The sequence below is a fragment of the Chitinilyticum aquatile DSM 21506 genome, assembly GCF_000430805.1.
GTDB classification, from domain to species: Bacteria; Pseudomonadota; Gammaproteobacteria; order Burkholderiales; family Chitinibacteraceae; genus Chitinilyticum; species Chitinilyticum aquatile.
This window is the reverse complement of sequence record NZ_AUMS01000001.1, coordinates 442,374-464,820: the sequence shown is the minus strand read 5'-3', so window position 1 is coordinate 464,820 and position 22,447 is coordinate 442,374. Positions and strand designations below refer to the sequence as shown.

General features: G+C 56.4%; 22 protein-coding genes. 16 read left to right on the top strand and 6 right to left on the bottom strand.

What is annotated here, in order from left to right; genetic code table 11:
* Positions 1–27: 27 nt before the first annotated feature.
* The 8 genes from H559_RS0102245 (at position 28) to H559_RS0102210 (ending at position 6,385) form a co-directional block, all read left to right on the top strand.
* Positions 28–420 (top strand): flagellar protein FlaG, encoded by a 393-nt coding sequence (locus H559_RS0102245; RefSeq protein WP_051278820.1) that lies wholly within the window; start codon positions 28–30, stop codon positions 418–420.
* 63 nt (positions 421–483) lie between these two features.
* Positions 484–2,490: a flagellar filament capping protein FliD gene (gene fliD, locus H559_RS0102240; RefSeq protein ID WP_028451352.1), complete on the top strand. Its 2,007-nt coding sequence runs from the start codon at positions 484–486 to the stop codon at positions 2,488–2,490.
* Between the two features lie 20 nt (positions 2,491–2,510).
* Complete coding sequence (fliS, locus tag H559_RS18430) at positions 2,511–2,957, top strand: flagellar export chaperone FliS (RefSeq protein ID WP_034639314.1); 447 nt, start codon at positions 2,511–2,513, stop codon at positions 2,955–2,957.
* Entirely contained in the window at positions 2,944–3,261 is a 318-nt protein-coding gene (fliT, locus tag H559_RS0102230) for a flagellar protein FliT (RefSeq protein ID WP_028451351.1), read from the top strand. Before fliS ends, fliT begins: the two co-directional genes overlap by 14 nt.
* A 30-nt stretch (positions 3,262–3,291) precedes the next feature.
* The gene (locus H559_RS0102225) at positions 3,292–3,693 is read left to right on the top strand and encodes a DUF2802 domain-containing protein (protein ID WP_028451350.1); all 402 of its coding nucleotides are present in this window, start codon (positions 3,292–3,294) and stop codon (positions 3,691–3,693) included.
* 200 nt (positions 3,694–3,893) lie between these two features.
* Positions 3,894–4,880, top strand: coding sequence for a flagellar hook-length control protein FliK (gene fliK, locus H559_RS0102220; RefSeq protein WP_162143284.1), 987 nt, complete (start codon positions 3,894–3,896; stop codon positions 4,878–4,880).
* Positions 4,877–5,236, top strand: a complete 360-nt coding sequence (locus H559_RS18425) for an EscU/YscU/HrcU family type III secretion system export apparatus switch protein (protein ID WP_051278818.1) — start codon at positions 4,877–4,879, stop codon at positions 5,234–5,236. Before fliK ends, H559_RS18425 begins: the two co-directional genes overlap by 4 nt.
* A 9-nt stretch (positions 5,237–5,245) precedes the next feature.
* A complete protein-coding gene (locus tag H559_RS0102210; protein ID WP_028451348.1) occupies positions 5,246–6,385 on the top strand; it encodes an MFS transporter in 1,140 nt (379 codons plus the stop codon).
* Positions 6,386–6,451: 66 nt separating this feature from the next.
* Here the strand turns inward: H559_RS0102210 and pflA are convergent, their stop codons facing one another.
* Both pflA and pflB read right to left on the bottom strand, forming a co-directional pair.
* Entirely contained in the window at positions 6,452–7,261 is an 810-nt protein-coding gene (gene pflA / locus H559_RS0102205) for a pyruvate formate-lyase-activating protein (protein ID WP_028451347.1), read from the bottom strand.
* A gap of 125 nt (positions 7,262–7,386) precedes the next feature.
* Complete coding sequence (gene pflB / locus H559_RS0102200) at positions 7,387–9,639, bottom strand: formate C-acetyltransferase (protein WP_028451346.1); 2,253 nt, start codon at positions 9,637–9,639, stop codon at positions 7,387–7,389.
* Between the two features lie 291 nt (positions 9,640–9,930).
* On the opposite strand from pflB, the gene H559_RS0102195 reads away from it, so the two are divergent.
* Positions 9,931–10,509 (top strand): C40 family peptidase, encoded by a 579-nt coding sequence (locus H559_RS0102195; protein ID WP_245579321.1) that lies wholly within the window; start codon positions 9,931–9,933, stop codon positions 10,507–10,509.
* A 12-nt stretch (positions 10,510–10,521) separates the two neighbouring features.
* Here H559_RS0102195 and H559_RS0102190 read toward each other — a convergent pair whose 3' ends face one another.
* The 4 genes from H559_RS0102190 to H559_RS0102170 all read right to left on the bottom strand — a co-directional run bounded on the left by H559_RS0102190 (position 10,522) and on the right by H559_RS0102170 (position 13,198).
* Positions 10,522–10,992 (bottom strand): flagella synthesis protein FlgN, encoded by a 471-nt coding sequence (locus tag H559_RS0102190; RefSeq protein WP_028451344.1) that lies wholly within the window; start codon positions 10,990–10,992, stop codon positions 10,522–10,524.
* A gap of 14 nt (positions 10,993–11,006) precedes the next feature.
* Positions 11,007–11,288, bottom strand: a complete 282-nt coding sequence (gene flgM, locus H559_RS0102185; protein ID WP_028451343.1) for a flagellar biosynthesis anti-sigma factor FlgM — start codon at positions 11,286–11,288, stop codon at positions 11,007–11,009.
* A gap of 380 nt (positions 11,289–11,668) precedes the next feature.
* On the bottom strand, positions 11,669–12,037 hold the full coding sequence (locus H559_RS0102175) for an ArsC family reductase (RefSeq protein WP_028451341.1): 369 nt from the start codon (positions 12,035–12,037) through the stop codon (positions 11,669–11,671).
* A 3-nt stretch (positions 12,038–12,040) separates the two neighbouring features.
* Positions 12,041–13,198, bottom strand: a complete 1,158-nt coding sequence (locus H559_RS0102170; protein WP_028451340.1) for a PilT/PilU family type 4a pilus ATPase — start codon at positions 13,196–13,198, stop codon at positions 12,041–12,043.
* Positions 13,199–13,504: 306 nt separating this feature from the next.
* Between H559_RS0102170 and rimP the strand changes: the two genes are divergently transcribed.
* From rimP to pnp, 7 genes are all read left to right on the top strand, one after another.
* Positions 13,505–13,942 (top strand): ribosome maturation factor RimP, encoded by a 438-nt coding sequence (gene rimP / locus H559_RS0102165; protein ID WP_034639309.1) that lies wholly within the window; start codon positions 13,505–13,507, stop codon positions 13,940–13,942.
* Between the two features lie 43 nt (positions 13,943–13,985).
* Positions 13,986–15,482, top strand: a complete 1,497-nt coding sequence (gene nusA, locus H559_RS0102160; protein ID WP_028451338.1) for a transcription termination factor NusA — start codon at positions 13,986–13,988, stop codon at positions 15,480–15,482.
* The gene (infB, locus tag H559_RS0102155) at positions 15,479–18,169 is read left to right on the top strand and encodes a translation initiation factor IF-2 (protein ID WP_028451337.1); all 2,691 of its coding nucleotides are present in this window, start codon (positions 15,479–15,481) and stop codon (positions 18,167–18,169) included. The genes nusA and infB overlap by 4 nt, the downstream gene beginning before the upstream one ends.
* Before the next feature lie 99 nt (positions 18,170–18,268).
* Entirely contained in the window at positions 18,269–18,646 is a 378-nt protein-coding gene (gene rbfA, locus H559_RS0102150) for a 30S ribosome-binding factor RbfA (protein ID WP_028451336.1), read from the top strand.
* 67 nt (positions 18,647–18,713) lie between these two features.
* A complete protein-coding gene (gene truB, locus H559_RS0102145; RefSeq protein WP_028451335.1) occupies positions 18,714–19,625 on the top strand; it encodes a tRNA pseudouridine(55) synthase TruB in 912 nt (303 codons plus the stop codon).
* A gap of 82 nt (positions 19,626–19,707) precedes the next feature.
* On the top strand, positions 19,708–19,977 hold the full coding sequence (gene rpsO / locus H559_RS0102140; protein ID WP_028451334.1) for a 30S ribosomal protein S15: 270 nt from the start codon (positions 19,708–19,710) through the stop codon (positions 19,975–19,977).
* Positions 19,978–20,233: 256 nt separating this feature from the next.
* Entirely contained in the window at positions 20,234–22,381 is a 2,148-nt protein-coding gene (gene pnp / locus H559_RS0102135) for a polyribonucleotide nucleotidyltransferase (RefSeq protein WP_028451333.1), read from the top strand.
* Positions 22,382–22,447: the final 66 nt, after the last annotated feature.

Sequence of the window (22,447 nt, the reverse complement as noted above, 5' to 3'; positions counted from 1 at the left end):
GGGCATCTGTCCAAAAGGAGTATGGCCATGCAAATCAATTCAGTAGGCGCAACACAGCAGCCGTTGCCCAAAGGCGATGAAGCTGTCCGGTCGCAAATGACGACCCAAACATCTTCCAGGCTGGCAAATGAAACCGCCAAGCCGGTCGAGGCTAGTCGCGATGCAGTGCAGGCCATTGATCCCAAGGAGCAGGCACGTCAGATTGATGAAGCTGTGAAGCAGATCAATGAGACGATCAAGACCCTGAACAAGGATGTAGGGCTTGAGTTTTCAACGGATGAAGATACCAAGATTAAAATGGTAAAATTGGTCGATACGCAGTCCAAAGAAATATTGCGCCAAATTCCATCGCAAGAAGTCCTGAATATTGCGAAAGCTATTGACAAGTTGCAGGGTTTGCTGGTTAGGGATAAGGCTTGATTTATTGTTTCATGTGTTGTGCAGAATTAATCTGTACGGCAGTTTGCTTGAAGAGGTGGGGAAATGGCAATCACTACTGGCGGTATGAGTGGCATCGATATTAACAGTATCGTTAGTCAGTTGATGGCCATTGAGCGGCAGCCTGCACAGAAAATGTCTGTGAAGGAAGTAAGTCTGCAAGCCAAAATCAGTGCGTACGGCACGATAAAAGGAGGGTTGTCCTCTTTTCAGGCCGCGCTGGCAAAGCTGAATAATGTGGCGAGTTATGTCGGTTCGACCAGTGCGAGCTCGTCGGATGATGCGGCGGTGAAGGTCTCTGCCGGTTCTACTGTCCAGGCCGGCAAGTACAATATTGAGGTCACTCAGCTGGCTTCATCGCAAAAATTGGCCAGCAAGGTTTTTACAAAGACGAGCGATGAAGTAGGTCTGGGTAAATTGACGATTGACTTCGGTAGCTATGCAAGTGGGGAGTTTGTCCAGAACCCCAGTCGTACGGGTGCATCAATTACGATTGATGCCAGCAATAATTCACTGACGGGTATGCGCGATGCCATCAACAAGGCCAATGCCGGCGTAACCGCGAGCATTGTCAATGATGGCACAGGCTATCGCCTCGCACTGTCTTCGAATGAAACCGGTAGTAATAGCGCCATGCGCATCAGCGTCGATGAAGGGGGAGCTGCGGCTGCCAATATCGACATGACAGGCCTGTCTGCATTTGCATATAACGCATCAAGTACTGGCACGGTTTCCAATCTGACGCAGAATATGGCTGCGAAGGATGCCATATTCAAAATTGATGGAATTGCAATTACCAAGCCGAGCAATACCGTGACTGATGCGATTGATGGCTTGACGCTGAATCTTCTCAAGGAAACAACCACTGGTGTCAAAGTTGACGTCAGCAAGAATGCAGCATCCATCAGTGCCCCCTTGAAGGAAATGGTCAAATCCTACAATGAGCTTATTTCCACCATGCGTGGCCTGACCAAGGCAGATGTTGCCAATGCCAAGCCCGGTGAATCCGTTAATGCCCAAATTTTGAGCGGTGATTATGGCCCGCGGGTGATTGAATCAGAATTGCGCAGTGTAATGAATCAAGCGCTGGATTTTACAGGCGGCAATCTGAAGCGCCTCAGTCAGGTTGGAATCAGTATAGATCGTGAAGGTGTGATGAAGCTGGATGAAAGCAAGCTTTCCAAGGCCATGGCCGACGATCCCCAGGGCGTTACCAGCCTGTTTGCTTCAAATGGCCGTATTGATGATCCTTTACTTAAAGTCGAATCACTTGGGAAGACGCTGGCGACGGGTAATTATGCCTTGAATATAAGCCGGCTTGCTACCCAGGGCAGCTATGTGGCAGCAGGAAGTGTAGCCTTTGATGGCACTGGAAAACTGGCTATCACTTCCGGTAATCGGAGTATGTCTCTTAGTGTTGATGGCAAGGCGATTTCGGTTGATTTGACTCAGGGGACTTATACCGGTGCACAGTTGGCCGCAGAACTCCAAACCCGCATCAACTCGGATGCTTCGCTGAAAGCAGCTGGCAGTAGTGTTAGCGTGACCATTGACGGATCTGGCAAGCTGAGTATTTCGTCACAGAAATACGGCGCTGCGTCGAGTGTGACGATCAGCAGCTCTCATGCTGATCTTGGTTTGAGTGGTGGGGTGGCAACAACGGGGTTGGATGTTGCAGGTACAATGAATGGTGTTGCCTTGAAGGGCGAGGGCCAGAAACTTTATAACGATGACGGCTTCAAATTGCAGGTCCAAGGCGGTGCAACTGGTAGTCGTGGAACCCTGGCGGTATCGCAGGGGTTTGCATACCAGCTTGACAAGGCTGTTGCTACGATGCTTGATTCCAAAGGCACCGTTGGAACCAAGCTGGACTCACTGAACAAGAGCGTCAAAGACGTCCAGCAGCAGAAAGTGGTATTCGAGCGTCGTATGACCGCATTGGAAGCACGTTATCGCGCCCAGTATGTTGCGCTGGATACGATGCTGACCCAATTGCAGCAAACCAGCAGCTCGCTGACCCAGCAATTGGCAAGTTTGCCGAAATTTCAGTAGTACAAGAGGAGCTTCTCATCATGAGCGCTAATTTGCGACGTGCAATGTCTGCCTATGGTGTGCAAAGTCTGGATGCTGATGTCTCGACAGCATCGCCGCATCGTTTGATCATCCTTTTGTATGAAGGGGCGATCAAGGCGGTAACGCTGGCAAAGCTTCATATGGAAAGTGGGCAGATCAGCGAGAAGGGGTCTGCAATTTCGAAGGCCATTGCAATTGTCGAAGACGGCTTGCGCCTGAGTCTGGATCGCGAGGCCGGAGGCGAACTCGCCGAGAATCTCGATGCCCTGTATGAGTACATCGCGCATTTGCTGCTCGAGGGTAATTTACACAATGATCCCGATCGTCTCGATCAGGCTTTGACTCTTCTGCGTGATCTGAAAGATTCATGGGCTTCGATTGCTCCGGCAGCGCAAAGTCCGCAGGCTGCCCCAGCCGAGCAGGCGGTACAGTATGGCCGCGTCTGACAAGGTACGTTTCGAGGAATTGCTGGACATGCTCCAGCAAATGCGGCAGCAACTGGATGAGGAAGCCTGGGACGATACAATCGAAAAATTCCCCGCGCTGTCCCAGGCATTGCAAGCAATCTCCAATGCTGATTTGGCTGCATATCCCCCTCCTGAGCGGCAGAAGCTGGCAATTCTGGCCCAATCGGTACAAGATGAATTGCAATTTCTGATGCCGCATCTTGAGGCTTGGCGCCAGGAGACTCAGCAGATTCTGCAAAGTATGAATAATCAGGGAAAACTGCAGCGTACCTATCGGACCTGATGTTTTCCATTACGTCAGGAAGTTCAATTCATGGCCCCTTCTACAATAGCCATCAGTTTTGAGACCGCGTTGCTATTGCTGGGGGTATGTCTGGCTGTCTATGCCATCGAGCTCTTATTCTTCTGGTCAAAGAATCGCCGCCAACTGCATCAGCAGCAGCTGCTCCTGCAGGAGCAATCTCGGCTGAGAAATGATGTTGAACTCTTAGGACTCAGACTGGCTGCTCAGGAAGCGCAATTGCGGCTCATCTCTGCATCGTCTGATCACGTAGCAGCAGATGACGCGGAGATTTCAGGTCGCAGCCCATATGCTCAGGCCATTCGCTTGGTTCATGAAGGGGCCGGTGTTGAGGAGATCCAGCGCAATTGCGGTTTGGCCCGTGGCGAGGCCGAGTTGATTGTGGCCTTGTATCGGTCAGAAGGAAAAACCTGATCGCCTGGGGTTGCTGAGAGTGGAGAGTGTTCACCATGTTGCCTGGTAGCGGCCCTGTCAGTCTGGTTCAGAATTATTTGCGTGCCCAGCAGGGCGTGATTGACGTTGCACGCCCTCCCGAGGGGGCGCAGGTACTGCTGACTGTCGGGGAACGGGTACAGGCAACGGTGCAGGCTATGCTGCCGAATGGGCGCTTTGCCGTGCTGGTGAAAGACCAGTTGCTTGATATGAATCTCCCCAGTAATACCCAGCCGGGTAATAAGCTGGACCTCACTGTTCTTCAGGGGTCTCCTCAGATACGGTTTCAAATGGATGCTGCAGCGCCGCAACAGTCTCCGCAGGCGCCAAATGTGGCATTAAGCCAGGCTGCGCAGCGTCTTGCCACTCTCGTGACGCAACTTGCTTCAAACGATGCTGCTCCAGTGTTGCGGCAGTCCGAGCCGCTGTTTTCCGGTTCGCCTGATCCGGCAAAGTTGGCAAGCCAACTGGCCGGGCGTCTGGGAGAGAGCGGCTTGTTTTACGAGTCGCATCAGGCGCAATGGGTCAGCGGGCAGCGTAGCTTGCCGCAGTTGCTGCGCGAGCCTCAGGCCGCAATGGTGAATGCTGACTCGACCAGGCTATCTGGCTCGGAGCAGGCTGTAAAAACGCAACTTGCTCCATCGGCCAATGATGCTCAGGAATCGTTGCAAGGTTCACGCCCTGAACCTGCGACTTCCCAGGCTGCAAGGCCTGCCGATCATGCGGCGAATGACCGCCTGTTATTCATGGCAAATCAGGGTATGCAGCCGGATGATTCGGCCGATCCAGCGCAGCAGTTGCGCCAGCTCGTGCAACAGCAGCTCGGAATGGTGGAACAGCGCCCCTTGCACTGGCAAGGGCAGGCGTGGCCCGGTCAGCCCATGGAGTGGTCACTGGGCTGGGAGCGCGATGCCCGTGATCCACAGGCTGATGAGGCGGAGACGAGGGCCTGGCAGAGCCGCATGGATTTGCAGATGCCTCATCTTGGCTCAATTGGCGTGATTGCCCGTCTGCAGAATGGGCAGTTCTCCGTGCGCTTTGTAGTTCCCGAGTCCGCGAGCCGGACTGCAGTGACTGCCGCCTTGCCTGTGCTTGCGCAGCGATTTTCCGCTGCCGGCTTGCAGTTGGCGCAGGCGCTTGTTGCTCCGGATGAAGAGGCCGGTGCATGAAGAAAGTACAGCGCAGCTCCGGGCAGCTTCAGGCCGTTGCGCTGGCCTATGCGGAGGGCAGTGGTGCTCCGCGAGTTTCCGGCAAGGGGCGTGGGCTGATGGCGGAGAGAATCATCGAAAAAGCCCGCGAAGCCGGTGTTTTCGTGCATGAATCCCCCGAGCTGGTGTCCTTGCTCATGCAAGTGGATCTGGATCAGCACATCCCGCCGCAGCTCTACCGGGCCGTAGCCGAACTGCTGGCTTTCATTTATCTGCTGGAAAATGGCGCTTCGCCGGAAACTCCCGAGTTGACAGCGCTGTTGCCAAAGCCTGAGGATGCGGGTTCCTCTTCCGACTCGTCCGGCAGTACCGGCTAAATCAATCTGATGACTTTTTCTGATGTACGCCTGCAGCAGGCTCATGCAGCGATTGCCGCTCTTTTTCTTTGTCTCGGGCTTAATTACGGCACTTGGGCGGCTCGTATCCCGGCACTGAAAGCCCAGCTGGGGATCAATGATGCGCAGCTGGGCTTCTTTTTGCTGGCCTCAGGTTTGGGGGCGGTATTTTCATTTCCGCTTACTGCTTGGGTGTTGCAGTGGTTTGGCACGCGAAAAGTTTGCCTGTTTGCCGTTTCGGGATTGCCGCTGGTGTTGCTCGCACTGTCTGCTGTGGAAAATTATGCGCTGGCCATCGTGATCATGCTGGCGGAGGGCGTACTTGCGAGCTGTCTGAATGTGGCGATGAACACCCAGGCGGTTGAATTCGAGCAGGCCTCGGGGAAAATGATCATGTCGCGTCTGCATGCCATTTTCAGCCTCGGGCTGCTGGCCGCTGCAATGCTGGCTTACATGCTGGTCCAGCATGCCACGCCAGTGCTCGGCTGGCATTTCGGCCTTGCCGCCGCAATGATCGTGCTCGGTGCGCTCTATGCCGGTCCAAGGCTCATTCCATCCGAGCCGGCGGCAGTTGGCAGCGGTAGTGGCAGGCGCTTTGTTCTGCCGGCAGGCGCCGCGGTCGGATTTGGCCTGCTGGCATTCTGTGGCACGATTGTCGAAGGTTCGATGAATGACTGGAGCGCGCTGTATCTCAAAGATGTCGCCGGGGTGAGCCAGCAGCTGGCAACGCTTGGCCTTGCTGCATTTTCTACGACCATGTTTCTGGCGCGCTGGTTTGGCGATGGCTGGCGCTTGCGTTTCGGTGCTAGGACACTGCTGGTCGCCGGCGGCTTGCTGTCTGGTGGTGGTCTGCTGCTTGGCATCGTAGCGGGAGGTTACGTTGCCGGCTTGCTCGCGTTTGCTCTGATCGGGGTCGGGATGGCTGCGGTTTCGCCATGTGTTTATCAGGGCGCTGCGAAGCATGGTGCCGTCACGCTGGCAGCCGTTACGACGATGGGCTCAGTCGGGGCTCTGCTGGGGCCTCCGCTGATCGGCTTTGTCGCACATACAACATCACTGTCCTTTGGGATGGGGCTGGTGGCCTGCATGGCGTTATTCATTGCCATACTGGCAAGAGTGGTGCGCTGGTAGTTTCTTGTAGTGTATATGGCTACAGCCCTTTATTTAAAAGGGCTGTAGCCATATAGGTAGATGTGTTTAGCAGATCAGTGTGTACGGGAGGTGGTGGCTGAACTGGCCACGGACCCGATCCACGACATCCTGTGCCGGCGGCGGAGTATCAGTCAGTTCATACTTCATGCCCAGTTCTTCCCATTTGTGCTCGCCCATCTTGTGGAAGGGCAGTACTTCAACGCGCTCCAGCAGACCAGGCCCGCGCTGGTTCAGGTCAGCCAGATAGACAGCCAGTTTTTCCACGTCTTGCTCATCGTCACTCCAGCCGGGAACCAGGACGTAGCGGATCCAGATTTTCTTTTTGAGCCGGATCAGCCGCTCGGCAAAATCGAGTGTTGGCTGTAGCGGTTTGCTGGTCAGTTTCTCGTACTTTTCCGGATTCATCTGCTTGATGTCCAGCAGGACGAGATCCACATTGGCAAACCAGGCATCATCAAGGTGTGCAGCCAGAAAACCCTGCGTATCGAGTGCGGTATGCAGCCCCCATTGTTTCTTGACGCGATAGAACACCTCGCCAACAAAGTGAGCCTGCATCAGCGGCTCGCCACCGGTGATGGTCAGGCCGCCGGCAAACTTCAGGAAATTGGCGTACTTTCCGATCTCGGCCACGACTGCATCAATGGTCATCTGCCGTCCCGAGTAGATTTTCCAGGTGTCCGGATTGTGGCAATACAGGCAGCGGAACTGGCAGCCGGACATGAAGAGGGCAAAGCGCATGCCTGGCCCATCAACAGCAGCACCTGTTTCAAAGGAGTGGATATAGCCGACCAGATGACCCTCGTCATCAACGGTCGCAGGAAAGATCTCTCCGGCTGGTTTTTTTTCTTCAGTCATGGATGGCTCAGTGCGAAGCGGAATGAGATTTTCAGTCATTGTAGCGTGTTGCCGATAAAAAACGGGCCAGCTTTTCAGCTGGCCCGTGCTTGCCGCCCTTGCGGGCGGCGCGGCTTGTCAGCCTATCAGGCGTGCATGTGGAAGGTGCGGTTGATTACATCCATCTGCTGTTCGCGAGTCAGCTTGATGAAGTTGACCGCATAGCCCGACACGCGGATGGTCAACTGCGGGTAGTTTTCCGGGTGTTCCATGGCGTCGATCAGCATCTCGCGGTTCAGCACGTTGACGTTGATGTGGAAGCCCGAAGCGCCGCAGAAACCATCCAGACAGTTGGTCAGGTTGTTCACGCGATCAGCCAGCGTGTGACCCAGGGCATCCGGAGTGGCCGAAGCTGTCCAGCTGATGCCGTCCAGTGCGGCTTCATACGGCAGTTTGGCGACCGATGCGCCTGCAGCGACGAAACCAGACTTGTCGCGGCCGTTCATCGGGTTGGCGCCCGGAGCAAACGGTTCGCCAGAGCGACGACCATCCGGGGTGTTGCCGGTTTTCTTGCCATATACCACGTTGGACGTGATGGTCAGAACCGATTGGGTCGGCATCGAGTTGCGATAGGTCTTGTGCTGCTTGATCTTGTTCATGAAGGTTTCAGTCAACCACACGGCAATGCTGTCGACACGATCGTCGTTATTGCCGAAGGCCGGGTAATCACCTTCAATCTCGAAATCGGTGGCTACACCGGCTTCATTGCGGATTACTTTTACCTTGGCGAACTTGATGGCGGACAGGGAGTCGGCAGCTACCGACAGGCCGGCAATACCGCAGGCCATGGTGCGCAGAATGTCACGATCATGCAGTGCCATTTCGATGCGTTCGTAATGGTACTTGTCGTGCATGTAGTGGATAGCATTCAGTGCCTTCACATAGGTCTTGGCCAGCCAGTCCATCATCTTGTCGAACTTGGCCACGACTTCGTCGTAGTCCAGGTATTCGGCTGTGATCGGCTCGAAGCCCTTGGCAACAACGGCGCCAGTCTTTTCATCAACGCCACCGTTGATTGCATACAGCATGGCCTTGGCCAGGTTGCAGCGTGCGCCGAAGAACTGCATCTGCTTGCCGACGCGCATGGCCGAAACGCAGCAGGCAATCGCATAGTCATCGCCCCATTGCGGCAGCATCAGGTCATCGGATTCGTACTGGATGGCCGATGTTTCGATGGACATCTTCGAGCAGAAGTCCTTGAAGCCTTTGGGCAGCTTGGTGGACCACAGTACAGTGAGGTTGGGTTCCGGTGCCGGGCCGAGGTTGCAGAGCGTCCAGAGGGTACGGAAGCTGGTCTTGGAAACCAGTGTGCGGCCGTCTTCGCCCATGCCACCGATCGATTCAGTCACCCAAGTCGGATCGCCCGAGAACAGTTGATCGTACTCCGGAGTGCGCAGGAAGCGCACGATGCGCAGCTTGATGACCAGATGGTCGATCATTTCCTGGGCTTCGGATTCGGTGATGCGACCTTCTTTCAGGTCACGCTCGAAATACACGTCGAGGAAAGTGGAGATGCGGCCAATCGACATGGCGGCACCGTTCTGTTCCTTGACGGCAGCCAGGTAGCCGAAGTAGGTCCACTGTACGGCTTCCTGGGCTGTTGCAGCCGGGCGACCGATGTCAAAGCCATATTTGGCGGCCATTTCTTTCAGCTCGCCCAGAGCCTTGATCTGCTCGGAGAGTTCTTCGCGGGTGCGGATGACGTCTTCGGTGAAATCAACATCGTCGAGTTCGGCCTTTTCGCGTTTCTTGTCCTTGATCAGGAAATCAACACCGTAAAGAGCGACGCGACGATAGTCGCCAATGATACGGCCACGGCCGTAGGCATCCGGCAGGCCGGTAATCACGCCGGACTTGCGGCAGGCCAGGATATCAGCGTTATAGGCATCGAAAACGCCCATATTGTGGTCTTTGCGGTAGAAGTTGTAGGCTTCCTCTACCTTGGGGTCGAGCTTGAAACCATATGCTTCGAGGCCGGTCTGCACCATGCGCAGGCCACCGTTTGGAACGATCGCGCGCTTGAGCGGAGCGTCAGTCTGCAGGCCGACAATCACTTCCAGATCTTTGGCAATATAGCCGGCATCGTGTGCAGTGATACTGGCGCCGCGATCAGCGGAAACATCCAGTACGCCCTTTTCACGTTCCTGCTTCAGGAGTTCGGACAGAACAGCCCATTGTTGCTTGGTGCGTTCGGTCGGGCCGGCAAGGAAACTGTCGTCGCCTTCGTACGGGGTGTAATTCAGCTGGATAAAGTCACGTACAGCGACCTTGTTTTGCCACTCGCCGGTGGTAAAACCGCGCCATGCGTCGAGTTGGAGAGTGGTTTCCGGTGCGTTCATGGTGATGCTCCTAATGGCGATGTCTGGTTGACGACCTGTTGAACCAGCCCCGGTCTGGTGGGCCCGGGTTGGTGTAATCCCTTATCTACAAGATGTAGATTAGCACTGCGATATGCTGTAATGCTTGGTAAATATGCACAAAGAATCCTAACAAGGATTCATAATCAAAATTTGATCTGCATCATGATTGGCAGGCTGTTGTTGGAATAGAGAGTGCTACATTTTATGCTGCTTTGCAGCATATTGGCGGCATTGTCATTTTGCTGCTTTGCAATATAAAGTTGAAAACAAATGCAGGGTAAAGATCATATTCGAATTGCAGAAGGCGATTTGGCAATGAAGACCGCAGTATTTTCCGGACGAGCGTCCCTGTTCGTTTTTGTGCTGCTGATGGCGGCATGCAGCAGCACTCAGTCACCACCGGCAGGGCAGGATAAAAGGCGGGGCTCCCCCCCAACGTCTTCTAGTCAAGCGCTGCGGCTTCCACCCAATGCGGGGCAGGAAGTGGCCATGCGCGCGCTTGGCCTGATTGATGTCGGTTATACCTTTGGCGGGGCCAATCCTGAGGCGGGTCTTGATTGCAGTGGTCTTGTGCGGTACGTGTATGCGCAGGCCGCAGGAGTGAGTTTGCCGCACAATGCTGCACAGATATCACAGCTGGCCCGCCTGGTTTCCAGGGAGCAATTGCGACCTGGCGATCTGGTATTTTTCAATACTCTGGGCAAGCCGCGCTCCCATGTCGGTATCTATATTGGGGATGGGCGATTTGTCCACGCACCCAACTCCCGAGGCAAGGTCAGGGTCGAATCCATGACGCAGCCGTACTATCTGAGCCGATTTGAAGGAGGGGGGAGCTTTCTGGTCGATTGATTTGCTGTTGGGCTAGACGAGGTCACGTCGGCGGGCTGCGCTGCCTGCACTACTGATTTTGCCGTCTGCGGAATAGGAGGGCAGCTCGTCGCTGTCTGGTCTGACGGCTTGCTGCAGGAATTGCTGTTCTATTTCCTGGCGCGTGCTGATGAGTTGGCCATTGGTGCGGTTCAACAGCTCAGCCATGCGGGCTTTATCCAGCAGCTGCTCCCACTTCGGAAGTAGATTGCTTTGGTGGGTATGCAGCCAGCTGCGGATTGGACCGGCTTGGTCGCTGATGCCTAGTTTCGCAAATGCCTGACGCCTTGCCTGGCTGCGGTTTTCCAAGTGCCGCAACTGGGTTGTCTTTTCTTCAAGCAGCGGAATCAGATCATCCAGTTTGCGCTCTGTAAGCAGCTGCTGCTCTTTCTTCAGCAGGCCAAGAAGCTGCTCCAGCTGCTCCAGCTCCGCATCGAGGCTGAGTTCAAGTTCCGAAGTGGGCATGTGCTGTTTCGTGATCAGGCTTGGCGGGTCAGGAGGTCTTTGACGCTATCGAGCAGGCCGTCGGCAATGGCTTCCGGCTTGACCTGGAAGCGGCCTTCACTGATTGCCTGACGGATGGCTGCGACCTTGTCGGCGTCAAACGTGCTTTCGCCTTGGCTGATGCCTGCGCTGCTGCTCAGTTGAACACTGTCCTGCTGCAGGCTGGCTTCACCTGCCTTGCTGCTGGTACTGCTGCGATTTTCCGCTGTCCGCAATTGCGGAGGGGCTAGCGGTTTGCCCTGGCTGTCGATTTTCATGGCCTGCTCCGGTCCGGGTACACATGCCCATGTGTAGCAATAGTTATATTAAGCTCTATATCGGCGCTTGGGTGATTATCTTTAACTGGATTTTTTAAACGCTCAGCAAAGAAGTTTACATGGAATCCTGCTGGTTCGGCTGCCACTGGAAATTGCATTGGTTGCACTGGCAGCTGAAATCGATATGGTGCGGAGGCAGGCCGTTGCTGATGATTGCATCGCAGCGGGCGCCGCAGGCAGGGCAGGCATCGGTCAGTGGTGCTGGTCTGGTCTTGTTGTTGCCCCGCTGCAATGCATGTGCACAGCCTGTCGTGTATTTGTTCTGCATGGTACCTTACTCGGTATTCGCCTCTGTGCCTCGTATTTAAAGCGCTGGCTGACTATATATCACTACCTGTGTCCACGTTGAGTAGCTTGCTATAGGTTTCTTCATCAAATCCGGCAATCACCATACCTTCATGCTCAAGTAGAGGGCGGCGGATCAGCGAAGTATGGGCATGCATCAGCAGGCAAGCACTGTTCGCGTCCGTGATGCTGGCTTGCACGGCTTCATCCAGTTTGCGCCAGGTCGTTCCCTTGCGATTCAGTAATGCTTCCCAGCCGAGTTGTTGGCTCCAGTCGTGCAGTCGCTCGAGGGTGATTCCCGATTTTTTGTAATCATGCCAGGTGTAATCAATGCCGGCGTCATCGAGCCAGCGGCGCGCCTTTTTGATGGTGTCGCAGTTGCTGATGCCATAAAGAGTAGTCATCGCTCAGTGCAGTTCCATGTTGAAGCTGATTTCCGGTTCATCGTCCGGTTTCTGCTGCGCGGTCTGCTTGTTGGCGACAGCCGCTTTTTCCTGTTCCTCTACGGATTGCGAGTTGTTTACCATCCAGGAGAGGTTGGTGGCAGAGTCGGCATTGCGCAGCGCCTCATCCAGTTCGACTTCACCGGAGCGGTAAAGGCGGTACAGCGATTGCTCGAATGTCTGTGAACCTTCGGACAGTGACTGTTCCATGGCCTCCTTGATGTCGGCCAGATCACCGTTTCGAATGAGCTCCGCGATACGGTTGGTGTTGAGCATGACTTCAACCGCAGGAACCAGAACACCCTGCTTGTTGCGCACCAAGCGTTGCGACACGATCGCTTTCAGCGATGTCGATAGGTCGTAGAGCAGTGCTTCGCGGGCTTCCTGCGGGAAGAAATTTACAATACGGCTAAGCGAGTGGTAGCTGTTGTTGGCGTGCAGTGTCGAAATGCAGAGGTGGCCGGCCTGGGCATACTGCATGGCGTAAAGCATGGTTTCGCGATCGCGGATTTCGCCCATCATCAGCACATTAGGAGCCTCGCGCATCGCGTTCTTCAATGCTTCGGAGTAGCTCAGCGTGTCGATGCCCACTTCACGCTGGTTAAAAATCGATTTCTTGTGTGGATGCAGGAATTCGACCGGATCTTCGATAGTCAGGATGTGGCCGGCATGATTCTCGTTGCGGTAATTGAGCATTGCGGCCACGGTGGAGGATTTACCCGAGCCGGTGGCGCCAACCAGCAGGATGATGCCGCGCTTCTCCATGACCAGATCCTTGAGGACCGGTGGCATGCGCAGCTCTTCAATCGAAGGAGCATTTATGCGGATGTAGCGCACAACGACGGCAACATTGCCGCGTGCCTTGAAGATATTGATCCGGTAGCTGCCTACTCCTGGAATGGAGAGTGCAAAATTCATCTCCAGTTCGCGCTCGAAGCGTTCGATCTGGCCCTCGTTCATCAATTGATAGGCGAGTTGCTTGACGTGTTCCGGGGCTAGCACCTGATTGTTGACCGGGTGGCATGTGCCCTGAATCTTGATCACGATGGGGGAGTGCGCCGACAGGAACAGATCTGAGGCATTGCGTTCGGCCATCAGCTTGAAAAAGGGAAGCAGATTCATTGGAATGTGTCCGGCAGAATGTGGGCTGGGGAATTTTACCTGTTTCGGGTAAGTGCGGTATTCGGAATATGCTCCCGGTGTTGCATCGGAAGTGAGTCGAGGCAGAGCGCCTGTCTGGAGGATAGTCGATATGGCAGGACATGCAGCCTGCCGGATGAATCCATCCGAAGCGTTCCGCAGCGGTTTTAAACTTGTTCGCATTCTGTTATGATGGCGCAAAGCTCATGGCAGATTGCCGGGAGCTGTCCTTGATCGAATGGGCGCAGTCTTGCAGCCCATTTTTTGTTTGTGGTGCAGGAAGCGTATATGGCAGTAAGTCTGCAAAGTCTGGTTGATGCGACCTTGCCGGGCCTCGGGTTCGAACTGGTGGACCTGGAAATTGGTGCCGGCGGCATGGTTCGCCTGTTTATCGACAAGCAGCCTGATGGCGTGACCATCGATGATTGCGTACTGGTCAGCAACCATCTGACACGCCTGTTCATGGTGGAAGAGGTGGCCTACGAGCGTCTTGAGGTGTCGTCTCCGGGGCTGGACCGACCACTGAAAAAACCGGCGGATTTTGAGCGCTTTGCCGGCAGCATGGTCAAGGTCAAGTTGCGTATTCCATTGCCGGACAAGCGGCGGATGCTGCTTGGCAGTCTGGTAGGTTTGCAGGGCGAGGAACTCGTCCTGCTGGTGAATGGAGAGGAGCTGCGCTTGCCGCACTCTCAGGTTGATCGTGTGCGGCTTGAGCCGCAGTTCTGACATTGTCCCGGCACGAAAGAGCCGTACCGGAGGAAGGATTGCAATGAATCGTGAAATTCTCGTGCTGGTTGATGCGCTGGCGCACGAAAAGAATGTGGATCGTGAGGTGGTTTTCGGCGCGCTGGAGCTGGCGCTGGCATCCGCGACCAAGAAGCGTCTGGATGATGACGAGGCCGAGGTTCGAGTCGAAATCGATCGCCATACCGGTGAGCATCGCGCTTTGCGCGTCTGGACCGTGGTCGAAGACAATGACCATGAAATGCCGGCCTGCCAGATCGCGATTACCGATGCGCCGGACTATGACGCGAACCTCAAGGTGGGTGACGTCTGGGAAGTCGAGCTTGAGCCTATCGATTTCGGTCGAATTGGTGCCCAGTCGGCCAAGCAGGTGATTTTGCAAAAAATCCGTGATGCCGAACGTGAGCAGAATCTGAATGACTTCTTGCAACGCCGCGAGCACATTGTATCCGGTGTGATCAAGCGTATCGAGCGTGGCAATGCCATCATCGAAATCGGCAAGCTGGAAGCAATCCTGCCGCGCGACCAGATGATCCCGAAGGAAAACCTGCGTGTTGGCGACCGCATCAAAGCCTTCCTGCTGCGCATTGATCGCCTTGGTCGCGGTCCGATGCTGGTACTGAGTCGTACAGCCCCCGAATTCATGGCCAAGCTGTTCGAGCTGGAAGTGCCGGAAATCGAGAATGGTTTCATCGAACTCAAGGGTGTGGCCCGCGATCCGGGCATGCGTGCAAAGATCGCGGTCAAGTCGAATGATCAGCGTGTCGATCCGCAAGGTACCTGCATCGGCGTGCGTGGCACCCGCGTGAATGCGGTCACCAACGAGCTTGCCGGCGAGCGCGTCGATATCGTGCTCTGGTCACACGATGCAGCCCAGTTCGTGATTGGCGCCCTGTCTCCGGCCGAAGTAAATTCCATCGTGGTGGATGAAGACAATCACAGCATGGATGTCGTGGTCGACGAGTCAAACCTGGCAATGGCAATTGGCCGAGGCGGGCAGAACGTCAAGCTTGCTTCTGAACTGACCGGCTGGAAGCTCAATATCATGACCGTCGAGCAGGCCGAGCAAAAACACGAGGAAGAATTCTCCAAGGTCCGCCAGCTCTTCGTGCAGGCACTGGATATCGGCGAGGATGTCGCTGATGTACTCGTGCAGGAAGGCTTCAATACCCTGGAAGAAGTGGCTTATGTGCCGCTGAACGAAATGCTAGAAATCGAGGCTTTTGACGAAGATACCGTCAATGAGCTGCGAGCCCGTGCGCGCGATGCCCTGCTGACGCAGGCCATTGTCCGTGAAGAAAAGCTGGAGCATCAGTCCGAGGATCTGAAAACCCTCGAAGGCATGACTCCGGAGCTCGCCGCTCTCCTGGCCGAGAAAGATATCCATACCCGCGACGATTTGGCCGAGCTCGCGGTAGACGAATTGACGGAAATGACCGGCATGAACGAGGACTCGGCCAAACAACTCATCTTGAAAGCGCGCGAGCACTGGTTCGTTGATGCGCGGGAGGAAAACGCATGAGTGAACTAAAAGTCAGTCAGTTTGCAGCCGAATTACGAATGCCGGCACAGGAGCTGCTGGAGCAGCTTCGCGCAGCCGGAGTCAACAAGACGACCGAGCAGGACTCCCTGACGGCAGATGACAAGGCTCGTCTGCTGGAACATCTGAAGCAAAAGCATGGCGCAGGAAACAAGGGAGGCATTACGCTGACCCGCAAGGAAACCAGCGAAATCCGCAAGACCGATGCAACCGGCAAGGCAAAGACCATTACGGTTGAAACACGGAAAAAGCGGGTTGTCGTTGCGCCGGAGATCGTCGCAGCTCCGATTGCTGCTGCGCCGACCAATGCCGCGCCGGCAGCAGCGGTCATTGATTCCGAGCAGCAGGCCGCGCGTGAAGTAGAGGCCCGCCGTCAAAATGAATTGCGTGAACGCCAGGCAGCCGAAATGCGCGCCAAGCAGCAGCGCAATGAAGCGCCGGCTCGCGCCGAACCGGCTGTGGCAGAGCCCCCCCCCCCTGTGATCGAGGCTGCACCCGTTGTAGCCCCCAAAGTGGAAGAAGTCGTTGCGCCTCGTCATGCGCCGCGAGTCGAGCCACGCAGCGAACGTCCGGCTACTGCAGAGCGTAAGCCTGAGGTGCGCGCACCGGAATCACGCGGCAATGACAATCGCCCGCGTGTTGGTCAGCGTGTTGAATTGCGCAAGCCCAGCGACAAGCCGATGCGTGCGCCCGAGCCTGTCAAGCCAGTGGCTCCGGCTCCGGTTGCCAGCAAGCCTTCCGACAAGAAGGACAAGAAGGATGGCAAGAGCAGCTGGGAAGAAGGTCGCGGCAAGAAAGGCATCAAGACGCGTGGTGGCGATACCGGTGGTGACTGGAAATCCGGCAGGAAGGGTGGCAAGCGCCAGCAGCAGAATGACAACAATGCCCACGGCTTCCAGGCGCCGACCGAGCCGCAGGTGAAGGAAGTCAGCATTCCGGAAACCATTTCGGTTGCTGATCTCGCTCACAAAATGGCGGTGAAGGGCGTTGAAGTCGTTCGTGCCCTCATGAAAATGGGCATGATGGTAACGATCAACCAGGTGCTCGACCAGGAAACCGCGATGATTGTCGTGGAAGAAATGGGCCACACCCCGATTGCAGCCAAACTGGACGATCCGGAAACCTATCTGGGCGATGATGCTGCCGGTGAGCACGAAGCCATTTCGCGCGCCCCTGTCGTTACCGTCATGGGTCACGTCGATCATGGCAAGACCTCGCTGCTGGATTACATCCGTCGCGCCAAGGTAGCGGCAGGTGAAGCTGGCGGCATTACCCAGCACATCGGCGCCTATCACGTGGAAACCGAGAAGGGCATAATTACCTTCCTCGATACCCCGGGTCACGAGGCATTTACCGCCATGCGTGCACGTGGCGCCAAGCTGACCGATATCGTTGTACTGGTGGTGGCGGCTGATGATGGCGTGATGCCGCAAACGATCGAAGCGATTCACCATGCCAAGGCGGCCGGCGTGCCGATCGTGGTTGCAGTGAACAAGATCGACAAGCCGGAAGCCAATCCGGAGCGCATCCGCCAGGAACTGGTGACTCACGAAGTGGTGCCGGAAGACTGGGGTGGCGATACCCAGTTCGTGCATGTTTCCGCCAAGAAGGGCGAGGGCATTGACGAACTGCTCGATGCAATCCTGCTGCAGGCCGAAGTGCTGGAGCTGACCGCTCCGGTCGATGTACCGGCGAAGGGTATCATCATCGAGGCGCGCCTCGACAAGGGTCGTGGTCCGGTCGCATCCTTCCTGGTGCAGAGCGGTACGCTGAAGAAGGGCGACATGCTGCTGGCCGGTCAGGTTTATGGCCGTATTCGCGCCATGCTGGATGAAAACGGCAAGCCGATTGACGAAGCCGGCCCGGCCATTCCGGTCGAAATTCTTGGTCTGTCGGATGTGCCGGCAGCCGGTGAAGACGCCATGGTGCTGGCCGACGAGAAGAAGGCGCGTGAAATCGCGCTGTTCCGTCAGGGCAAGTTCCGTGATGTCAAGCTGGCGCGCCAGCAGGCCGCCAAGCTGGAAAACATGTTTGCCCAAATGACCGAAGGCGAAGTACAGAACCTGCCGGTCATCATCAAGGCCGACGTGCAGGGTTCGGCCGAAGCGCTGTCGCAATCGCTGGCGAAACTCTCCACCGACGAAGTGCGCGTGCAGATTCTGCACAACGCCGTTGGTGCGATCAGCGAATCCGACATCAACCTGGCACTGGCCTCCAAGGCTGTGGTAATCGGCTTCAACGTCCGTGCTGACGGCTCGGCCCGCAAGCTGGCCGAAGCTGAAGGCGTTGATCTGCGCTACTACAACATCATTTACGATGCGGTAGATGAGGTGAAGGCTGCGCTGTCCGGCATGCTGGCTCCGGAAAAACGTGAGCAGATCACCGGTCTGGTCGAAATCCGCCAGGTGTTCACCGTCTCCAAGGTTGGCGCGATTGCCGGTTGTCTGGTGATGGATGGTGTCGTCAAGCGTCATTCCGGTGTCCGCCTGCTGCGCAACAACGTGGTGGTGTTTACCGGCGAGCTGGATAGCCTCAAGCGCTACAAGGACGATGTCAAGGAAGTCAAAGGTGGCTTCGAGTGTGGTTTGCAGCTCAAAAACTACAACGACATCCAGGTGGGCGACCAGCTGGAGGTCTTCGAAATCATCGAAGTGGCCCGTACCCTCTAATTGGTTTACGGCCGGCTTTGCAAGTCCGCACAACCGCAGGGATGCCTCCCTGCGGTTTTGTGCTTTTGATATGGCGAGCCGGCGCAAACAGGAGCAATCATGCCCAAGAAAAGCTTTACCCGTTCCGACCGCGTTGCGCAGCAGTTGCAGCGCGATGTGGCCGAATTGATCCGCGGCGAGCTGGATCACCCCAAGGCCAGCCTGATCACGGTGACTGACGTGGAAGTCACCCGCGATTATTCGCATGCCAAGATTTTCTATACCTTCCTCGGCGATGCCGAAGCTCAGGCGGCGATTGCCGAAAAGCTGGAGCAGGCCAAGGGTTTCCTGCGCAGCGAGCTGGCGCGTGGCATTTCGCTCTTCAAGATGCCCGAATTGCACTTTGTATATGACCACTCGGTCGAGCGCGGCATGCAGCTGGAAAGCTTGATCAACCAGGCGGCCAGCCTGCCCAAGGCGCCGGACGAAGAGAACTGATTTACAAGGGTATGCCTCTATAGCTTTTTAAATAAAAGGGCTATAGCCATATACCCAGGATATATGTATGGCTAAACGCAAGATTGACGGGGTGCTGCTGCTGGACAAGGCGCACGGCTGGTCCAGCAATGGCGCCCTGCAAAAGGCCCGCTGGCTGCTGCAGGCGGAAAAGGGCGGCCATACCGGTGTGCTCGATCCGTTTGCGACCGGTTTGTTGCCGCTCTGTTTTGGCGAGGCGACCAAATTTGCGCAGCGCATGCTTGATGCCGACAAGGGCTATCGTGCCACGCTGTGCCTGGGCAGGGTGTCGACCACGCTGGATGGCGAGGGTGAAATCAGTGAATCCGGCGTTGCGCCGCATGATGCCGCAGTGATTGCTGCTGTTTTGCAGCAATTCACCGGGCCGATCAGCCAGGTGCCGCCGATGCATTCGGCGCTCAAGCGCGATGGCAAGGCGCTGTACGAATACGCCCGCGCCGGCATCGAGGTCGAGCGCGCGCCGCGTGCGGTCACCATTTACGGGATTGAACAGGTCAGTTACCAGGCGCCGGAACTGGTGATCGATGTGCGCTGCTCGAAGGGCACCTATATCCGCGTACTGGCCGATGATATCGGCAAGGCACTCGGTTGCGGCGCGTATCTGACCGGGCTGCGTCGCACGCAGACCGCCGGTTTTACGCTGGCGGGCGCGGTGGATATCACTGCTTTCGAGGCCATGAGCATGGCGGAGCGCGAAGCCCTGCTGCTGCCGGCGGATGCCTTGCTGGCCGAATTGCCGGAATTCGTGCTGGATGATGCGCAATTCCAGTTGATCAGTCGCGGCCAGCGGCCGCGCATCAACGCTTGTCCGGCGGGTGAATATCGGCTTTACGCCGGAGCGGAAACCACGGATAATCGGCGGTTTATCGGTTTGGGCGAAGTGGTGGTGGTCGGCGACGGCTGCGAACTGCGGTCCAAACGTCTGCTGGCTGGTTTGTAAACCAGTTGGTGTAAGAAGCAGAGGCTGGTTCCGACTCGCCCCTGCTCGTCTGACCGGGCAACCGGTCCATTTGGAGAAAGTAATGACTGTAACAGTTGCAAGCAAGGCTGAAGTAGTAAAGCAATTCCAGCGCGCCGCTGGCGATACCGGCTCCACTGAAGTTCAAGTGGCTCTGCTGACCGCCCGCATTAACGACCTGACCCCCCACTTCAAGGAACACAAGAAGGATCACCACTCCCGTCGTGGTCTGCTGAAGATGGTTTCGCGTCGTCGTCGTCTGCTGGACTACCTCAAGCGTACCAATGTAGACAGCTATCGCGATCTGATCGCCAAGCTGGGCCTGCGCAAGTAAGCGCAGCGCCAAAAAGTCGCAGTCATCTGACTGCGACTTTTTTGTTTTCGGGGTGCATGAATCGTTATCAGTTCAGCGCCCCAAACCCTCGCGCCGGCTTAACAGCGGATCCGGCGGCAGGCGGGGGGTAGGTTGTGCCGGAACCGGCGGCAGTGTCAGGTATGTACTGACAGGATCCTGCTGACAGTTGACTGCAGATTATTGCAAACGCGACGCGCCATGATCCGGTGCGAAAAATGTGAAAAGGAAAACATCAGTGTTCAACAAGATCGTCAAAACCTTCCAGTACGGCCAGCATACCGTCACGCTTGAAACCGGCGAAATCGCCCGTCAGGCCAGCGGCGCCGTTCTGGTCAGCATGGATGACACCGTTGTACTGGTTACCGTGGTAGCCGCACGCGACGTCAAGCCGGGTCAGGATTTCTTCCCGCTGACCGTCGATTATTTCGAACGGACTTATGCTGCCGGCAAGATCCCCGGCGGCTTCTTCAAGCGCGAAGGCAAGCCCAGCGAAAAGGAAGTACTGACTTCCCGCCTGATCGATCGCCCGATCCGTCCGCTGTTCCCCGAAGGTTTCTACAACGATATCCAGATCATCGCGACCACCGTGTCCGTTGACCAGAACATCGATTCCGACATTGCCGCCATGCTGGGCGCATCCGCTGCGCTGGCGATTTCCGGCGTGCCGTTCCAGGGCCCGATCGGCGCTGCGCGCGTGGGCTATGTTGACGGCCAGTACATCCTGTGTCCGACCAACGAGCAGCTGGAAAACTCGCAGATGAATCTGGTGGTCGCCGGCACCGAGCAGGCTGTGCTGATGGTCGAATCCGAAGCCAACGAGCTGTCGGAAGAAGTGATGCTGGGCGCCGTGGTGTTCGGTCACGATCAGATGCAGGCCGCCATCAAGGCAATCAACGAGCTGGCTGATGAAGTAAACCCGGAGCTGTTCGACTGGGAAGAGCCGCAAGTCAATGTCGAACTGACTGAGAAGATTCGCGGCATTGCCGGTGAAGGTCTGAAGCAGGCATTCAAGCTGCGCCAGAAGCAGTTGCGCACCCAGAAGATCAACGAAACCTGGGCGCTGGTAAAAGAAGCGCTGATCACGGAAGAAACCGGCACGCTGGAAGCCAACGAAATCAAGTCGATCTTCAAGGGCCTGGAAGCCGAAATCGTGCGCGGCCAGATCCTGAACGGCGAGCCGCGCATTGATGGCCGCGACACCCGTACTGTGCGCCCGATCTCGATCCGTACCGGCGTGCTGCCGCGTACACACGGCTCCGCACTGTTTACCCGTGGCGAAACCCAGGCGCTGGTTGTTGCGACCCTCGGTACCAAAATGGATGAGCAGAAGATCGACGCCATCCACGGTGAATACACCGACCGCTTCATGCTGCACTACAACTTCCCGCCGTACTCCACAGGCGAAACCGGCCGCGTCGGCGTGCCGAAGCGTCGTGAAATCGGTCACGGTCGTCTGGCCAAGCGTGCGCTGATCGCCATGCTGCCGGGCAATGACGAGTTTGCATACTCCATGCGTGTCGTATCCGAGATCACCGAGTCCAACGGCTCCTCGTCAATGGCTTCCGTCTGCGGCGGCTCGCTGGCGCTGATGGATGCAGGCGTGCCGATGAAGAAGCACGTAGCCGGTATCGCCATGGGCCTGATCAAGGAAGGCAACCGTTTTGCCGTGCTGTCCGATATTCTGGGTGACGAAGATCACCTGGGTGACATGGACTTCAAGGTGGCCGGTACCGATGGCGGCATTACCGCGCTGCAGATGGACATCAAGATCAACGGCATCACCAAGGAAATCATGAAGGTGGCGCTGGAGCAGGCCAAGGAAGGCCGTCTGCATATCCTGGGCATCATGCAGGGTGCTCTGGAAGGTGCGCGTGAAGAAGTCAGCACGCACGCTCCGCGTCTCTATACCATGAAGATCAACCCGGACAAGATCCGCGACGTGATCGGCAAGGGCGGCTCCGTGATTCGCGCACTGACCGAGGAAACCGGTACGCAGATCGACATCCAGGAAGACGGCACCATCACCATCGCCTCCGTGTCGAGCGAAGGTGCTGACGAAGCCAAGCGCCGCATCGGCCTGATCACGGCTGAAGTGGAAATCGGCAAGGTCTATGAAGGTCCGGTCGTCAAGATTCTGGACAACAATGTCGGCGCCATCGTTTCCATCATGCCGGGCAAGGATGGTCTGGTGCACATCAGCCAGATCGCCAACGAGCGCATCAAGAACGTGGCCGACCACCTCAAGGAAGGTCAGGTTGTTCGCGTGAAGGTGCTGGAGCAGGACGAGAAGGGTCGCATCCGCCTGTCGATCAAGGCGCTGCTGGCTGAAGAAGTAGCTGCACCGGCTGCAGACGCACCAGCTGTCGAGGGCGAATCGGCCTGAATGGCCTGACGCTTTCCGACATGAAACGCCCTCCGGATGGAGGGCGTTTTTAATGGGTATATCGCT